The 16,680-nt window shown below is 60.4% G+C and carries 13 protein-coding genes; all 13 read right to left on the bottom strand.

Translation table 11 applies throughout. The features are described from left to right. Nucleotides 1–57: 57 nt before the first annotated feature. The 13 genes from trpS to sppA all read right to left on the bottom strand — a co-directional run bounded on the left by trpS (nucleotide 58) and on the right by sppA (nucleotide 16,524). Nucleotides 58–1,122 carry a tryptophan--tRNA ligase gene (gene trpS, locus PIB16_RS01390; RefSeq protein WP_174038758.1) on the bottom strand — a complete coding sequence of 355 codons (1,065 nt, stop codon included), beginning with the start codon at nucleotides 1,120–1,122 and terminating at the stop codon, nucleotides 58–60. 100 nt (nucleotides 1,123–1,222) lie between these two features. After that, nucleotides 1,223–1,630 carry a VOC family protein gene (locus PIB16_RS01385; RefSeq protein WP_078051335.1) on the bottom strand — a complete coding sequence of 136 codons (408 nt, stop codon included), beginning with the start codon at nucleotides 1,628–1,630 and terminating at the stop codon, nucleotides 1,223–1,225. Next, nucleotides 1,630–3,219, bottom strand: a complete 1,590-nt coding sequence (gene murJ / locus PIB16_RS01380; RefSeq protein WP_271044853.1) for a murein biosynthesis integral membrane protein MurJ — start codon at nucleotides 3,217–3,219, stop codon at nucleotides 1,630–1,632. The genes PIB16_RS01385 and murJ overlap by 1 nt, the downstream gene beginning before the upstream one ends. A gap of 4 nt (nucleotides 3,220–3,223) precedes the next feature. After that, the gene (locus tag PIB16_RS01375; protein WP_125145226.1) at nucleotides 3,224–6,052 is read right to left on the bottom strand and encodes a [protein-PII] uridylyltransferase; all 2,829 of its coding nucleotides are present in this window, start codon (nucleotides 6,050–6,052) and stop codon (nucleotides 3,224–3,226) included. 96 nt (nucleotides 6,053–6,148) lie between these two features. After that, the gene (mutS, locus tag PIB16_RS01370; RefSeq protein ID WP_271044969.1) at nucleotides 6,149–8,800 is read right to left on the bottom strand and encodes a DNA mismatch repair protein MutS; all 2,652 of its coding nucleotides are present in this window, start codon (nucleotides 8,798–8,800) and stop codon (nucleotides 6,149–6,151) included. Nucleotides 8,801–8,990: 190 nt separating this feature from the next. Next, complete coding sequence (locus PIB16_RS01365) at nucleotides 8,991–9,872, bottom strand: GNAT family N-acetyltransferase (RefSeq protein ID WP_065654580.1); 882 nt, start codon at nucleotides 9,870–9,872, stop codon at nucleotides 8,991–8,993. Nucleotides 9,873–9,966: 94 nt separating this feature from the next. Then, on the bottom strand, nucleotides 9,967–12,210 hold the full coding sequence (locus tag PIB16_RS01360) for a hybrid sensor histidine kinase/response regulator (protein WP_271044852.1): 2,244 nt from the start codon (nucleotides 12,208–12,210) through the stop codon (nucleotides 9,967–9,969). Between the two features lie 55 nt (nucleotides 12,211–12,265). After that, nucleotides 12,266–12,754: a signal peptidase II gene (gene lspA / locus PIB16_RS01355; RefSeq protein ID WP_078051339.1), complete on the bottom strand. Its 489-nt coding sequence runs from the start codon at nucleotides 12,752–12,754 to the stop codon at nucleotides 12,266–12,268. Continuing rightward, a complete protein-coding gene (locus tag PIB16_RS01350; protein WP_271044851.1) occupies nucleotides 12,754–13,614 on the bottom strand; it encodes a TrmH family RNA methyltransferase in 861 nt (286 codons plus the stop codon). The genes lspA and PIB16_RS01350 overlap by 1 nt, the downstream gene beginning before the upstream one ends. Next, entirely contained in the window at nucleotides 13,611–14,744 is a 1,134-nt protein-coding gene (locus PIB16_RS01345; RefSeq protein WP_271044850.1) for a class I SAM-dependent methyltransferase, read from the bottom strand. Before PIB16_RS01345 ends, PIB16_RS01350 begins: the two co-directional genes overlap by 4 nt. A gap of 93 nt (nucleotides 14,745–14,837) precedes the next feature. Continuing rightward, nucleotides 14,838–15,179 (bottom strand): LapA family protein, encoded by a 342-nt coding sequence (locus PIB16_RS01340; protein WP_065654584.1) that lies wholly within the window; start codon nucleotides 15,177–15,179, stop codon nucleotides 14,838–14,840. A 62-nt stretch (nucleotides 15,180–15,241) separates the two neighbouring features. Further along, nucleotides 15,242–15,568: an integration host factor subunit beta gene (locus PIB16_RS01335; protein WP_219256707.1), complete on the bottom strand. Its 327-nt coding sequence runs from the start codon at nucleotides 15,566–15,568 to the stop codon at nucleotides 15,242–15,244. Between the two features lie 2 nt (nucleotides 15,569–15,570). Beyond that, a complete protein-coding gene (sppA, locus tag PIB16_RS01330) occupies nucleotides 15,571–16,524 on the bottom strand; it encodes a signal peptide peptidase SppA (protein WP_271044968.1) in 954 nt (317 codons plus the stop codon). Nucleotides 16,525–16,680: the final 156 nt, after the last annotated feature.

Here is a 16,680-nt window from a genome sequence, read left to right as displayed (position 1 = left end):
TTATATCAAATCACGGCAGGCGCAAACCGCCCGCCGCATTCGCGCAGCAGCGACCTGTCAGCGCAGGAAGCCGATGATGTCGCGTACCTCGTTCATCGTCTTTTCGGCGATGGTGCGTGCCCGCTCGCCGCCCTGTTTGAGGATGGCGTCGATATGGGTCGGGTCATCGAGAAGGCGGCGCATCTCGTTGTTGACGGGGGCCAGAACATTAACCGCAAGCTCGACGAGGGCCGGCTTGAACGCCGAGAACTGCTGTCCGCCGAATTCGGAAAGAACATCCGCCTTGGTCCTGTCGGAGAGAGCAGCATAGATGCCGACGAGGTTTTCGGCCTCGGGACGGCCCTTCAGGCCTTCCACTTCGCTCGGCAGCGCGTCCGGATCGGTCTTTGCCTTCTTGATCTTCTTCGAGATCGCATCGACATCGTCCATCAGGTTGATGCGCGAAAGATCGGAAGGGTCGGACTTCGACATTTTCTTGGTGCCGTCCTTGAGCGACATCACGCGCGGTGCCGGACCGCCGATCAGCGGCTCCACCATCGGGAAATAGGCGTGCACCGGCTCATCGCCCACGGTGATATCGAGCCCGAGACCCGCCTTGCGGATATGATCGCCGAAATCGATATTGAATTTCTGGGCAATATCGCGGGCAAGTTCCAGATGCTGCTTCTGGTCGTCACCAACGGGAACGTGGGTGGCGCGATAGACGAGAATGTCGGCAGCCATCAGGCTCGGATAGGCGAGCAGACCCAGCGACACCTGTTCGGCATTCTTGCCGGACTTGTCCTTGAACTGCGTCATGCGCTCCATCCAGCCGATGCGCGCCACGCAGTTGAACACCCATGCGAGTTCCGCATGCTGCGGCACGGCCGACTGGTTGAAGACGATATGTTTTACAGGGTCGATGCCCGAGGCGATGAAGGCGGCCGCAATCGAGCGGGTCTGCGCCTTCAGGTCCGCATGAACGAGCTGGGCGGTGATGGCATGCATATCGACGACGCAATAGATGCAGTCGTTATCTTCCTGCAGCGCCACGAATTTGCGGATGGCGCCGAGATAATTACCGAGATGCAGATTGCCGGTCGGCTGGACGCCCGAGAAAACCAGCGGCTTGAATGCGTTCATTGTCGTCCTCGAAAAGGCTTGTGGAGGGCCCCGCCCCATGGTTGGAATTGCACGCGCGCTTATGCACCCGCAGCCCCTCGCAATCAAGCGCTTTCAAGGGCTATCCAAGGCGCGGCTGAAGGAGGTCCCAGCGATTTCCGTAAGGGTCGGCAAAGACCGCGACGGAACCATAAACCTCGTGGCGCGGTTCTTCCAGAAAGCGCACGCCGCGGGCGAGCATGGTCTCGTAATCGCGCTGGAAATTATCGGTGTGCAGGAAAAATCCGACACGGCCGCCGGTCTGGTTGCCGATCGCAAGGCGCTGCTCTTCGCCATCGGCCTCGGCAAGCAGCAGGCCCCCGCCATCGGTTCCTTGCGGCTTCACCACCAGCCACCGCTTGCCGTCGCCAAGCGGCTGATCGGACAGGCATTCGAACCCGAGAATGTCGCAATAAAATGCCTTCGCCCGATCGTAATCGTCCACGACAAGCGTGACGAGCGCGATGCGGCGGTTCTCGGCAAAGGACATCAGCCCGCCTCCGTTTCGACGTTCTTTTTGCCGCGCTTGCGGATAGCTCGCTTGACCATGCCGATATCGGCACCGCCGGAAACGAAAGCGAGCACGAAATAAACCAGCATGGCCGCAAAGACGAGAGCCATGATGGTGCCAGCCCGCACGAAAATGGACGAAGCGGAAGACAGTTCGAAACTCAGCCAGGTCAGCGCATAGTGCACGAAACCGGCCATCAAGGCTGCTGCCAGCAGCAAACGCGGAATGCGGGTGAGCAGCGGAATATCCACCTGCCAGTGCCCGCGCCACAAAAGCATGCCGAACAGCAAGGCGGCATTGACCCAGCCGGCGGTGATTTCGGCAATGGCGATGCCCGGCCCCCCAAGGCGCGGAAACAGTGTCAGCGCCAGGGAGACGTTCACGACGACGGAAATCGCCGCGAAGATCATCGGTGTGCGCGTATCCTCGCGGGCGAAGAAGCCCGGAATGAAGGCCTTAATCAGCACGAAAGCCGGCAGACCAAGACCATAGATACCGAGGATTTGCGCGACGGTGACGGTGGCCGAGGGCGAAAAGTTGCCGCGTTCATAAAGAAAACGAACGATAGGTTCCGCCATGACGAGAAGTGCTGCGGCAGCCGGCAATGTCAGGAACAGCACGAATTCGACCGAGCGGTTCTGCAGGCTTCCGGCCTCGACCATATGCCCGCCGCGCAACGCCCGCGCCAGCTCCGGCAAAAGCACGGTGGCCACCGCAATGCCGACGACGCCAAGCGGCAGCTGGTAAATCCGGTCCGCATAGGCAAGCGAGGAAATCACACCTTCGCCGGCAGAGGCGATATTCGTGTTGATCAGCAGATTGATCTGGGTGATGCCGCCGGTAATCGCTGCCGGCAGGGCAAGAACCAGAAGGCGCTGCACATTCTTTGTCAGCCGGGGCCTGCGGAAACCGATGCGCATGCCGGCATTGCGCACGGCGATCCAGACGATGGCAAGCTGCACCAGACCCGCCGCCATCACGCCCCAGGAGAGCGCATAACCTACCTGAAGCGGATCGTAATTCTTCCACCATGCCAAAGCGAGCACGCCGATGAGGATGATGTTGAGGAAAACGGGAGCAATTGCGGCTGCGAAATAACGATGCAGCGAGTTCAGCATGCCGCCCATCATTGCCGCCAGCGACATGCAGGCGAGATAGGGGAACATGATGGTGGCGAGATGGACGGTGTTGTCGAATTTCACCGGGTCTTCCAGAAAGCCCGGCGCGATCACCGTGCGCACGATGAACGGCATCGACAGTTCCATCAGGATCGTCAAGGCCAGAAGCACGGTGAACAGGACACCGAAGACTTCCTCGGAAAAGCGTCTCGCGCCCTCCATGCCGTTCGCCTCGATCTCCTTGGCGAAAAGCGGCACGAAAGCCGAGTTGAACGCACCTTCGGCAAACAGCCGCCGGAAGGTGTTGGGGAAACGGAAAGCGGCATTGAAGGCGTCCGCCACCGGACCGGTGCCGACAGCGGCTGCCATCAGGGTTTCGCGCAGGAAGCCGAAGATGCGGCTGCCGAGCGTGGCGGTGCCGACGGTGGCGAACTTGCCGATCAGGCTCATAATCTCAAGCCTTTGCCGTGCGCGCGGCCGGCAGGGCCGCCACGTCTGGATGGGCGATGATGCCGTTCGGCATACGGTCTCGCAATTCGTCTTCCTGCTCGCTCATCACGGCCTTCAGGCGCGTGGCGATGCTGGCCTGCCGGTTGTCATTCGTCACCTTCTGGCCGAAGAGATCCGTCACATAGAAGGTATCGATGACCTTTTCACCGAAGGTGGTGATGCGGGCAGAGTGAATATCGAGCGACAGGTCGGCGATCACAGCCGTCATATCCGCCAGAAGCCCCGGCCGGTCGAGGCATTCCACTTCGATGACGGTGAACTTGTTCGACAGCCCGTTGGAGATGATGACCGAGGGCGGAATGGTGAAGGCGCTCTTCTTCTTGCGGCTCTTGGTGCGCGTGGCGATCATTTCCGGCAGGCGCTGCTTGCCGGACAGAACCTCCTCGATGAGCTTGCCGACATTGTTGCCGCGCCGCGTCTCGTCCTCATCGATCGGAAATTCGCGGTTGATCAGGATCGTATCGAGCGCTCGCCCATCGGACGTCGTGAAAATCTGCGCATCGGCGATATTGGCGCCGGCGGCAGCACAGGCGCCGGTGATGATGGACAGCAGGCGCGGATGGTCGGGCGCCAGCACGGTGATTTCGGTGATGGCGTGGAAGGAATGGGTGCGCACCATGGTCGACAGCGCTTTTTCCTGCTTGTCGGCCTCCCGGATGAAGCGGGTGTGACGCACCTGGTCTTCGAGCGCCACCGTCAGCAGATAGGGCTCGTAGTGCAGCTTGGTATATTTGCGCCGCGCCTTCTGGCCCCAGTCGTCGAGGGCGTCGTAGAGCGCCTGCCGGGCGATCTGCGCGCGCTCCTTGCGGGAGACTTCCGAGAAGCCGCCCGACAGCAGCAGTTCGGTCTCGTAATAAAGCGAACGCAGCAGCTGCCCCTTCCAGCCGTTCCAAACGCCGGGACCGACGGCGCGGATATCGCAGACCGTCAAGATGAGCAGCATCTTCAGCCGCTCCATGGACTGCACCTTATCGGCGAAATCGGTGATGGTCTTGCGGTCATGCAGATCGCGCGTTTGGGCGACCATGGACATCAGAAGATGCTGCTCGATCAGCCAGACCACCGTTTCGGTCTGCTTGCCGGTGAGGCGAAAACGCTGGCAGAGCTTGCGGGCGACACGCGCGCCGGCAATCGAGTGGTCTTCCTGCCGGCCCTTTGCCACATCGTGCAATAGAACGGCGACATAAAGCGCCTCACGTTCCTCGACGCTCGGCATCAGCTGGTTGGCAAGCGGGTGGGCATCGACGGCCGTTCCCTTGTCCACTTCCGAAAGCACGCCGACAGAGCGGATCAGATGCTCATCCACCGTATAGTGATGATACATGTTGAACTGCATCATCGCGACGATCTTGCCGAATTCGGGGATGAACTTGCCGAGCACGCCTGCCTCGTTCATGCGGCGCAGGGTCAGCGCCGGATCGCGCCGCGACGTCAGGATCGACAGGAAAAGCCGGTTTGCCTCTTCATTTTCCCGCAGCTCGTCATTGATGAGCGACAGCGAGCGGGTGACGACACGCAGCGCATCGGGATGCAGTTCGAGATTGTTGATATCGGCAATGTGGAACAGCCGGATCAAATTGACCGGGTCGTTCTTGAAGACATCTGGCTTGGCAAGCGCGATGCGCCCCCGATCCTCGACGAATTCCACCGAGCCGGGGATTTTACGCACGCGATGGGCAAAGCGGCTCAGCACACCGGAAAGGCCCGGCACATCCTTCGCCTGCCGGTCTTCCAGTGCGGCGCAGACGATGCGCGTCAGATCGCCGACATCCTTCGCCACGAGAAAATAGTGCTTCATGAAACGCTCAACGGCGGAGAGGCCGGGGCGCGGCTGATAATTCAGGGCATCAGCAATCTCACGCTGGATGTCGAAGGAAAGGCGCTCTTCCGCCTTGCCGGTGATGAAATGCATCTGGCAACGCACAGCCCAGAGAAAATCATCGGCCTTTTCGAACAGCCTGAGTTCAGGCCGCGACAGGACGCCGAGCTTGACCAGATCGGCCGTATCGCGGACGTGATAATAATATTTGGCGATCCAGAACAGCGTGTGCAGGTCGCGCAGGCCACCCTTGCCTTCCTTGACGTTCGGCTCCACCAGATAACGCGTATCGCCCGCCTTGCGGTGGCGCTGGTCGCGCTCGGCGAGCTTTGCGGCGATGAATTCCGGGCCGGTGCCGGTGACGACTTCCGACTCGAAGCGTTTTTCGAGATCGTCGGTCAGGGATTTCTTGCCGCAGATCGCCCGCACTTCCAGAATCGCCGTGCGGATCGTCATGTCGGATTTGGAGAGGCGAATGCATTCATCCACCGTGCGGGTGGCGTGGCCGACCTTGAAACCGAGGTCCCAGAGGAGGTAGAGCACGAATTCCACGGCCTTGTGCATGTCGGGCGTGTTCTTGGCCGGCAACAGGAACAGGAGGTCGATATCCGATCCCGGCGCCAGTGTGCCGCGTCCGTAACCGCCAACCGCGGCGACCGCGATCTGCGGCGCATCTTTCGGATAGACGTATTGGCAGGCGAGATCATAGAGCGTTTCGATCAGCCGATCCTGGAGCCAGGAGATGCGCCGGGCGCAGTCAATGCCGCTGCCATCGGCTTTCAGTAGTTCTCTGGCCTTTTCCCGGCCTTCCGTACTGGCCTTGCGGAAGATCGGCAGTAGATCGGACTTGATATCGGCGATGCGTTTGCCGTCTTCCTTGAAGATGATGTCACAGTCGCGCTTCAGCGCCGATACATCGAGAATGTCGGAAAAATCCAGGTCCTTGATGGCCATCTATGCCGGTATCCATGTCCTGTGGGAAATCCCACCACTTGCGATGGGAGTGTCCTATAGCGAGTTTTAAAGGCGATGGACAGGCAGTCTATCCTCTTAAGCCTTGCCAAGTTCTTTCTTCAACGTATAGAGCGCGTCCAATGCCTCACGCGGCGTCATTTCGTCGGGGTTGAAGCCTTTCAGAGCTTCCTCCAGCTTCGATGGTCCGGCCTTGCGGGTTTCCTCGCGGCGAACCGCGATCTGGAACAGCGGCAGATCGTCGATCAACTGGCTGGCCGGGTTCTTGCGGTCGGCATCTTCAAGCTTCGTCAGCACCTCGCGGGCGCGTTCCACCACCGATGCAGGCAAGCCCGCAAGCCGGGCCACCTGAATACCATAGGAACGATCCGCAGCACCCGGTCCGACCTCGTGCAGGAAGATGACGTCACCTTCCCACTCCTTCACCCGCATCGTGGCATTGGAAAGGCGGCCGAGCTTTTCCGACAGCACGGTCAATTCGTGGAAGTGGGTAGCGAAGAGACCACGGCAACGATTGACCTCGTGCAGATGCTCCACCGCCGCCCAGGCGATGGAAAGACCGTCAAAGGTCGCCGTACCCCGGCCGATCTCATCCAGAATGACCAGTGAACGATCCGTCGCCTGATTGAGAATGGCGGCGGTTTCCACCATTTCCACCATGAAGGTCGAGCGGCCGCGCGCCAGATCGTCGGAGGCGCCGACACGGGAAAACAACCGGTCGACGACGCCGATATGGGCGGCTTCCGCCGGAACGAAGGAACCGATCTGCGCGAGGATGGCGATCAGCGCATTCTGGCGCAGGAAGGTCGATTTACCGCCCATATTTGGGCCGGTGAGCAGCCATATCGCGCCGTTCTTACCACCGTTGACGGCTGACAGATCGCAATTATTGGCGATGAAGGGTCCGGCAGACTGTCGCCGCAACGCCTGCTCCACCACCGGATGCCGCCCGCCCTTGATCGCAAAGGTCATGGAGGCATCAACAATCGGGCGGCAATAGGCCTGTTCGGTCGCGAGATAAGCAAGGCTAGAGGCGACATCGATCACAGCAAGCGCCAGTGCGCCGGCCTTGATCGCTTCCGCCTGGTGCACCACAGCCTTGACCATGCGCTCGAAGGCTTCCAGTTCCATGGTTAAAGCCTGCGCAGCGGCATTGGCGATGCGGCTTTCAAGATCGGCAAGCTCGGTGGTGGTGAAGCGCATGGCGCCCGCCATGGTCTGGCGGTGGATAAAACGCGCCTTGGCCTCGTCCGTCGCCATCATCACATCGGCATTGCCTGCCGTCACCTCGATGAAATAGCCAAGCACGTTGTTGTGCTTGATCTTGAGCGACTTGATGCCGGTCTCATCGGCATATTTCAGTTGCAGCCCGGCAATCACCCGGCGCGACTGGTCGCGCAGCGCCCGCACCTCGTCGAGTTCGGGATTGGCGCCTTCACGCAGGAAACCGCCATCACGCTTCAGAAGCGGGAGATCGTCGGCAAGCATCGAGCCGAGCATGGCTTCGAGACCGCCGGGCAGGGCTTTCAAATCCGCGAGCGCCGCCGCCAGCTCGTCCGGCAACAATCCCTGATCGAGAATGGCGGCAATCTTCTCGACAGAAGCCAGCCCCTGCCTGATGGCGCCGAGATCGCGCGGGCCGCCGCGCTCCAGAGCAAGGCGGGAGAGCGCACGCGGCATATCCGCAACCTGTTTCAGCGCATCACGCAGGCCGTCACAGAGCGAGACGTCATCGATCAGATAGGCCACGGCATCGAGGCGAGCGTTTATTTTTTCCGGGTCGGTCAAGGGCGACATCAGCCGCTCGGCCAGAAGCCGCGCGCCACCGCCTGTTACCGTACGGTTCAGGGCATGCAGCAGCGATCCGTCCCTCTCGCCCGACAGCGTCTTTACCAGCTCCAGATTGGCGCGGGTGGCGGGATCGATGAAAAGGGTCGAAGCGGCGCTTTCGCGCTCCGGCGCACCGAGCGGCGGGCGCTCGGCGATCTGGGTTTTCTCGACATAGGCGACGGCAGCGGCGGCGGCCGCCATTTCCACCCGCGAAAAGGTGCCGAAGCCGTCCAGCGTCGAGACGTTGAAATAACGCGCGATGCGCCCTTCCGCCGTGGCGCTGTCGAAGAGGATCGCCGGCTGCGGCACGGCCACGCGGCCAAGCACATCGAAGACCGGCCGCAGTTCCTCGTCATGGAAGAGGCTGTCGGCGACGATCAACTCGCGCGGATCGATGCGCCAGATATCGGCCAGAAGCCGCGTCAGCGTGGTTTCCGCCAGACGGAAGACGCCGGTGGAAATATCGATCCAGGCGAGCGCAAACTGCGCCTCGGCACTGCCGCGAATGCGGGCGAGCGCCATCAGATAGTTGGATTCCGTCGGCGACAGCAGTTTTTCCTCGGTCAGCGTACCGGGCGTGACAAGCCGCACCACATCACGCTTGACCACGGATTTAGAACCGCGCTTCTTGGCTTCCGCCGGATCTTCCACCTGTTCGCAGACGGCAACGCGATAACCGCGCAGGATCAGTTTCTGCAGATAATCATCCGCCGCATGGACGGGGACGCCGCACATGGGAATATCGTGACCCATATGCTGGCCGCGTTTCGTCAGCGTGATGCCCAGAGCGCGGGAGGCTTCGACCGCATCGTCGAAGAACAATTCGTAAAAATCGCCCATGCGGTAAAACAGCAGCGAACCGGGATTGTTCGCCTTGATCTCGATATATTGCTCCATCATCGGAGTGGCCGTCGCGCGGCTCTCTTCCGAGATCAGGGAAGCGGTTGTCAGAACGTCCGTCAATGGTCTGCCGATGTCATATCGTGTTGCGGAAAAGAAGGGCCGACACTAGCGGCAATCTCCACCTCAATACAACACGCGCGGGAACGCTGCCCACAGGAACATCCCGCCCGGCTGCGCCGAAACTCGGTCAGCCGTTGATGCGCTCGGCCTCGCCGCCATAATAGCTGATGTAACGGCCGGCGATGGACGAAACCGGCAGGACTACGAGGACGTCTGTGGTATTGAAGGCATGGTCCACGACCGCGCCGGAGCCGAACATGGCGCCGAGGCGCATATAGCCTTTGATCAGCGGCGGCATGGCGTTCAGCGCCTTGCGGGCGTTGAGCGCCTCTGCCGGCACAAGGTCCATCTCATGATAAAGCTCGGGAAGGGCGGAAGCTTCCCACTCACCCTTGGCCACGCAATTATGGTGCAGGAAAGACAGGGCAAGCGCGTGGGCTTCCGGCTGCACGCCGGGGAAGGAGGCGCAGCCGATCATGGCATCCATGCGGTGTTTTACGGCATAGGCCCAGTTGCCCTGCCACAGAAGCTCGACGGTGCGTTTGGTGCGATATTCCGGCAGCACGCAGGAACGGCCAAGCTCCATGAAACGCTTGCCCGGATGGCGCGCGACGAGACCGGCGATATCGAATTCGCTGGCGGAATAAAAACCGTTATTGGCAAGCGCGATTTCCTGCCGCAGCAGGCGATAGGTGCCGACGATCTGGTCTTCGCTGTCGCCTTCGATCGCCTTGTCGAGCACCAGCAGATGGTCGCAGACGCTGTCCCAGGCATCGATGTCGCGCTTGCGGCGCATGGCTTCCGCGGGAAGCCGCGCCTTCATTTCCTCGACGAAAACCCGGTAACGCACTGATTGCGCGGCATCGATCTCGCGTTCATTTCTGGCGAGCCGTGTTTCCAGCGTGCCGATACGGCCGAAAAGACCCTCATTGTCCTGAGCTGCCTCGGGACGAGGATGAATGACAACATTGTTTTCACAAATGTCGTGATTGAGGATTTCGGCAACCATGGGGAATCGCTCCGCCACCAAAGAATTTTCCTGTCATAAATCACTAATTGACGACAGAATAGTGACAAAATGCCGCCAGCGCGAGTCTGTCAAGTTATGATAGCGACAGGCGTTTCGCCTCCAGCAGACGGCGAATTTCCTCAACCAGCCGTCGCGGGTCGGCAGGCTTGGTCAAAACCGCACCGACACCGGCCCCAAGCAGGATTTCGGCAGTCGCGTCACTCGCATCTGCGCTGAGCACGATGACGGGAATATTTCTTTCGCCCTTGAGCTTATAGAGAAGGTCGGGAAGCACATCGAGCCCCTCGCCGCCCGGCATGTTGAGATCTGAGACGATGAGTTCAGGCAGGCGGGTTGCGCCCGGCTCCACAGATTGCCGCAACGCCTCAAAATCCTCGACAGCGCGGACGATATAGCCGCTTTTTTCCAGAACGGCGCGGATGATGCGCTGATTGACGGCATCGTCTTCGGCCACCAGTATCTCGATACCGCTCGCCCCTTCCGCCACCCGCGAGGAAAATCCCACATCCGGGTGGTTGTCGTTGATGGCGTCGCGCCTCTCAATGCCGCGCAGACGGCCGCACAGGACGTCGATCAGGGATTTTTCCCGCAGCGGCCGGATCAACCAGGCATCGAAGGCCACATGCATGGTCGACGGCCGCTCTTCGGGGCTGACCAGCAGCGTGCGGCGGACATTCTGTTGCGGCCAATCCTTCAGGGCGTCCCTGAAGAGCGGCGAAATGCGCCGGTCGACGATCATATCGGTAAGGTCGGCCGCTCGCGCAGCAGAACCCTTCCTCAGCTTTTCCAGATCCTCAGGCTGATGGATGAGAGTGCATTGACCGCCGAAAGCCTCGATCGCCTCCATCGTCACCGCCGCCGCCACGCCCTTCGGTGCGATGAGCAGGACATTTGTATGCCGCAGGCAATGACGCCTTGCCGGATCCGCCATTTCGGCAGGCGCGCCCGCCGGGCGAAACGCCAGTTTGAACGTGCTGCCCTTGCCCTTGCGGCTGGAAACCGTGAGGCGGCCGCCGAATTCCCGCACGATACGGGCGGAAATCGCAAGTCCAAGGCCGGTGCCGGCGCTTCGCTGCGACAACGGGCCCGCCTGCTCGAATTCCCCGAAAATACGGGCCTGTTCCGCCCGGCTCATGCCCGGGCCGGTATCCTCGACGGCAATGTGCAATTCGTCGTCGGCCATGCGCGCCCGGATGACGACGCCGCCTTCCTGCGTGAATTTGACGGCATTGCCGAGGAGATTGAAGAGGACCTGACGTAGCCTCGCCGGGTCGAAATCGAGATGATCGGGCACATTCGGCGCAACGAAGGAGGTTATTTCTATGCCTTTTTCATGGGCGCGATGGGCCAGCATCTCGACGATGCTCTCGATCAGCCGGCGCAGGTTTTCCGCGCGCGGATTGAGCCTGAAGCGGCCGGCCTCCATGGTCGAATAATCCAGCAGATCCTCGACAAGCTGCACCAGCGACTGGCCGGATTGCCGCATGCCATCGAGATAATTTCGCTGCTCCTCGTTGAGCCTCGTCTGCGACAGAAGATGGTTCATGCCGAGCATACCGGAGAGCGGCAGGCGGATTTCATGGCTTACGGTGGCAAGCAGCCGCGCCTTTTCGGCATCGGCCTTTTCGGCGCGCAGCCGGGCGTCCTCGCGCTCGCCGAGCGCAAGCCGCTCTTCGGTCACGTCTCTGGCGATGCTGCTGATGAGGAGACGGCTGCTTGTCAGATCGCGGGTCACGACATCATGCCAGGAAAAGATGCGCTGACCGAACGGGGTCGCGATCTCCACATCATAGGCATGGACCTTGTCGCCCGGACGGAAAGCGATGCCGATTTCCTCGCAGCTCAGCCCTTCGGGCGCCGCACAGCCGGTCATTTCGCGGAAGACCCGGTTCGCTTCGACAATGCGCCTGTTCATGTCACGGATCACGACGATATCGCCCATGAATTCCTGCATCTCGGCAATCAGCGAGCGGTTTTGCGTTTGCCGCAGCTGAAGATCGGAATCCGCAGCCCGCACGGTGGGCTGATGGAAAGATTCATCAAAGAGCGCATAGAGCAGCACACCGACGAGAACCGCTCCAAAGAAGGTCGCCAGCGCAACGGTAACCGCATTAGGCACCGCAAGCGCGATCAGGGCTGCGGAAAAAGCCCCGACCGATAACGACGCGGCGACATAGAGCGCAATCGACCTGGTATCGGTCGCATGTTCTTCAGCATGGCGCGTTGTTGCCTCGACACGATCCGCCGGCTGCGCCGCCGTCGCGGCCAGGCCCAGCCCGTCTGAAACCTTCTGCCGAAGTCTTGCCAGTTCGCTCATAGGCAACCGCTACCACGGCAGCGGTTTTGATATGTTTGGCTGAAACCCTAAAATTTTACTTTTTAGCCGTCCGGGCGTGCAAAAACTCGTCGAGAATGACGCAGGCTGCGCCGATGGTTATGAAACTGTCAGCCAGATTGAAGACCGCGAAAGACCATGTCTGCGTATGAAACAGAATATAGTCGATGACATGTCCATAAAAAAAACGGTCGAGCAGATTGCCGGCAGCACCTGCGATAATGAAGGCAAAGCCGAGATGGGCAAAGGTGCGGTCCGCCGCCGTCTTGCGCCACAGCCACAGGACGAAGACCACGATGACGAGCCGCATGCTGACGATGAACCAGCCATGCATGTCCTCCAGCATCGAAAAGGCCACGCCGAGATTATAGGTGCGGTAAAGCGCCAGGAACGGGGCAACGGGAACCATCTCCTGCAGCGGCAGATAGGCTTCGACCAGCTGCTTGACGATCTGGTCCAGCACCAGTGCGGCGACGATCAGCGCGAAGGCCGGGCCGAATTTCGAGAACAAAGCCGCTTTGGGCATTACGTCACCGGTGCGAGTTCGAGGAGATGTCGCCGTGCTTCAAAAAGCATGACGGCGGTTGCGATGGCGAGATTGAGGCTGTCGGCGCGGCCCTGCTGGGGAATGCGCGCGAGCTGGTCGGCCTTGCCGGCGAGTTCCGGCGGCAGGCCGGATTGCTCATTGCCCATCAGGAGCACGACCGGCTTTCCGGCATAGTCGATCTTTCGATAGTCAACCGAGCCGGCCAGATGGGTGGCGACGACGCTGACCTGCGCCGATTTTTTCCAGGACAGGAATTCCTCGACCGACGCGCGGGCGACGGGAGTTGCGAAAACCGACCCCATGGTGGCGCGCACCGTTTCCAGCGAAAACGGATCGGTGCAATCCCCGACGAGAATGACGCCTGAAGCACCCGCCGCATCAGCCGTGCGGATGATGGTGCCGAGATTGCCGGGATCGCGGACCCGGTCGAGCGCGATATAGGTCTCGCCCTTTTCCGGGCGGATATCCTTCAGCGCCTTCCATTTCTGTTCGAAAATGCCGACGACCATCTGCGGATTGTCGCGGCGGGTGATCGAGGCGATAACCTTTTCGCTGACTTCGAGCACCAGACCGCCCGATGCGACAGTCGTCACCGCCGCCTGCTCCACCAGCGGCTTGCCCTTGGCGGCCTTGGCATAAACCAGCGTCTTGATCGTCCAGCCGAGTTCAAGCGCGTCGATGACCAGCTTCAGGCCTTCCGCCATGAAGGTGCCGGTCTCTTCCCTGCCCTTTTTCTGGGTGAGCGCCTTGATATCCTTGATGATGGGATTGGCAAGGCTCGTCACTTCCTTGACCTGGCCAACCCGGCGCGTGGTGTTTTCGCGCATATCTTTCATCATTTCGGCTCCCAGCGGCTGAACAGCGATGTGGAAAGCACACGGCCCGGCGTCTTGCCATCAAGCCCGGCTTCGCGAATGACCAGTTCGCCGGACGCGACGACGCCACCGGCGCCGCGCATGGTTTCACGCATCAGTTCATGCATCGAATAAAAGCTGGCCCTGATCGAATAGGCCGTCAGCACAAGGCCGAGCGCCTTGGGCGACAGGATTTCGCGGCAGATATCGAGCATCAGCGGCAGATGGTCGAACAATTGCCAGACCTCGCCATGGGTGCCGCGGCCGAATTTTGGCGGGTCGGTGAGAATAATGTCGTATGTGCTGCCGCGACGTTCCTCGCGCTGGATAAACTTCATCGCGTCTTCGCAAATCCAGCGGATCGGCGCCTGTTCAAGCCCGGCAAGTGCCTGATTTTCCTTCGCCCAGCCAATCGCCTTCTTGGAGGCATCCACGTGGGTGACTTCAGCGCCTGCGGCCGCCGCGACCAGCGACGCGACGCCGGTGTAACCGAAGAGGTTCAGCACTTTCAGCGGACGGTCGGCGGTCTCGACGGCATTTTTCAGCCATTCCCAATGGACGATCTGTTCCGGAAAGACGCCGACGTGACGGAAAGCGGTGAAACGGCCAAGAAAGTCGACCCCGAGCAGGGAGAGAGGCCAGGTTTCACCCAGAGCCGCCTTGGGGAAACGCCAGCGCCCCATACCGTCCTCATCCGTGTCGCCGGTAAAGACGGCATCCGCATTCTGCCACACACGATCAGGAACGGAAGGCTGCCACAGCGCCTGCGCCTCGGGACGAACGACGCGGTAGTCACCGTACTGTTCGAGCTTCAGGCCGTTGCCGCTGTCGATCAGGTGAAAATCACCCGCGCCGCTCGATTCCAGAATGACTGGAACCTGTTCTGCCGGCAGTTCACCGGTGCGCTGCATAAGCGCGCGCGCAGGAACCTGTTCAACGGGGGCCGCTACGACGGTCTTTTCCTTCGGCGCGGCTTTCTGCACGTTGCGCACTGCATCGGGCTCGCGCTTTTTCGGCGTGGCATCCGCACGGCGCGCCGGCTTTGCGGCATGGACCTGTTTTTTATCGCTCCCGGCGCGCGCGCGATTGCCCGGCCGGCTGTCTTTTTTCTTCAATGGAAATCTTTCCGCTTCTGCCCGCGTCTTATTGCGCCAGCAAATAGCATTCCGAACGCCGCTCGACTAGAGCCGGAGCGACTGTCGGCACCATCACTTTGCCGGGAGTTGGCCCGCATGCGGCAGCTGCCCGGTTGCGGCCGCCTTCTGGCGGTTCGCCTCATCGTGCCAGCGAACGGCTTCTTTGGCCTCGATACGGGCGCGTTTGCGATGTTTGCCCTGGGCGAACCATGTGGCCGCCGATCCCAGCAGCACACCGAAAATGACCGCCAGAAACAGGAATACGAAAAACGGTGCGGTGAAGGACAGAACGCCATCTTCCGGTCGGAATGGATTGAGCGCCAGCGTCACGGATTGACGATTGGCCACGCACAGGATGACGAGAATAATCGCCAGCGGAAGCAGGATGATGAGGTTGATGATTTTTTTCGACATCCGAGAATACTCCATCGCTGCGGGGCTCCGCTCGCTCCGTTTCCGGCGCGGGCTGAGGACGATCAATCGTCCTCTTCGTCACCCATGCCGGGGTTCAGGCGCTCGCGCAGTTCCTTGCCCGTCTTGAAGAAAGGCACCCATTTTTCCTCGACGAAAACCGACTCACCCGTGCGCGGGTTCCGACCGGAACGCGACGGACGGTTTTTCACCGAAAATGCGCCGAAACCACGAAGCTCGACACGATTTCCTGCCGCCAGGGCGTCGGTGATTTCATCCAGCACCGCATTGACGATGTTTTCCACGTCACGGTGATAAAGGTGCGGGTTACGCGCAGCAACGATCTGCACCAGTTCAGACTTGATCACGGTTGCCCCCTGAAAGAATTGGATTTTTAACGCGGCTCAACCTGCCAAACGGAAACAAGACCGTCAAGAAACAACTTGTCCGTACCGAGCTGGCCGGGGCCTGCGAAGGGAATTAAATCGTCATATCCCAGAAACTTCGCTATTTGCGCAACACTGAAAACCGCAAAAGGCGAGCGGGATGATGGCGCACGCCATTCGACGATCGGCAAATCCTTGGCAACACCGCGTGTTTCGAAATAGGCGCGAATTTCCTTTTCGCCTCCAAGCGTATCGACCAGCTTGTTGGCGAGCGCCTGCCTGCCGGTGAAAATCGATCCATCCGCCAGTTTCAGCACGTCTTCGCGCGGCAGCTTGCGGCGATCGGCCACAAGATCGACGAACCAGCCGTAGCTGTCCATTACCATGGCGCGGATCATCGTCTTCGCTTCCTCCGGCGCCTCGTGGAACGGCGAAGGCTCCGCCTTCATCGGCGACGACTTGATTTCCTGCAACGAAACGCCGAGCTTTTCCATCAACGGGCCAAGCTGGGGGTACTGAAAGATCACGCCGATCGAGCCGGTTATCGAGGTCTCGCCGGCGACGATGACATCGCCTGCCGATGCGATCATATAACCTGCCGAAGCAGCGAGCGTGCGCACATCCGAGACAACCGGCTTCTTTTCCGCAACGCCACGAATGGCCTTGAAGATGCGCTCACCGCCATAGGTGGTGCCGCCTGGCGAGGAAATCGACACGATCAGCCCTTTGACGTTCTCGCTCTTGGCGATCTTGTCGAGCCGCTCGAGAAGTTCGGTATTGTCGGTGATCAGGCCGGAGACCTCGACGCGGGCAATATGGGGCTTCGCGCTTTGCTGCGGTCCATCCCATAAAAACCGGTAAAGACCGAAAGCGCCGGCGACAAGTAGGAGAACGGCGGCAATCCGCCAGAAAGTCAGCTTGCGGCGCAACCGCCTGCGATCCGCTATCGCCATGTTGTCCATAAAAACCTCTGTCATCCGCTTTTGCGCTTCAGGCCATATGGTTCTTCTAACGCGAAGCCGCAAGGAAACAATAAGGAAACCAGAATTACGATAAAATTCGCATTTCCCTTGCACCTCTCCAGACAAAAACCATATTGGCAGGACAAAGCACTCATG

Origin of the sequence: Agrobacterium sp. ST15.13.015 (assembly GCF_027871645.1) — a bacterium.
In the GTDB taxonomy this organism is placed as follows: Bacteria; Pseudomonadota; Alphaproteobacteria; order Rhizobiales; family Rhizobiaceae; genus Agrobacterium; species Agrobacterium leguminum.
Note: the sequence above shows the minus strand (reverse complement) of the source record. Positions and strands in the feature narration are given on the sequence as shown.

Bases quoted from the DNA above. Each gene is read 5' to 3' on its own strand.
- trpS (WP_174038758.1), bottom strand. From the start codon at position 1,122: ATGAACGCATTCAAGCCGCTGGTTTTCTCGGGCGTCCAGCCGACCGGC.
- PIB16_RS01385 (WP_078051335.1), bottom strand. From the start codon at position 1,630: ATGTCCTTTGCCGAGAACCGCCGCATCGCGCTCGTCACGCTTGTCGTG.
- murJ (WP_271044853.1), bottom strand. From the start codon at position 3,219: ATGAGCCTGATCGGCAAGTTCGCCACCGTCGGCACCGCCACGCTCGGC.
- PIB16_RS01375 (WP_125145226.1), bottom strand. From the start codon at position 6,052: ATGGCCATCAAGGACCTGGATTTTTCCGACATTCTCGATGTATCGGCG.
- mutS (WP_271044969.1), bottom strand. From the start codon at position 8,800: ATGATGGAGCAATATATCGAGATCAAGGCGAACAATCCCGGTTCGCTG.
- PIB16_RS01365 (WP_065654580.1), bottom strand. From the start codon at position 9,872: ATGGTTGCCGAAATCCTCAATCACGACATTTGTGAAAACAATGTTGTC.
- PIB16_RS01360 (WP_271044852.1), bottom strand. From the start codon at position 12,210: ATGAGCGAACTGGCAAGACTTCGGCAGAAGGTTTCAGACGGGCTGGGC.
- lspA (WP_078051339.1), bottom strand. From the start codon at position 12,754: ATGCCCAAAGCGGCTTTGTTCTCGAAATTCGGCCCGGCCTTCGCGCTG.
- PIB16_RS01350 (WP_271044851.1), bottom strand. From the start codon at position 13,614: ATGATGAAAGATATGCGCGAAAACACCACGCGCCGGGTTGGCCAGGTC.
- PIB16_RS01340 (WP_065654584.1), bottom strand. From the start codon at position 15,179: ATGTCGAAAAAAATCATCAACCTCATCATCCTGCTTCCGCTGGCGATT.
- sppA (WP_271044968.1), bottom strand. From the start codon at position 16,524: ATGGACAACATGGCGATAGCGGATCGCAGGCGGTTGCGCCGCAAGCTG.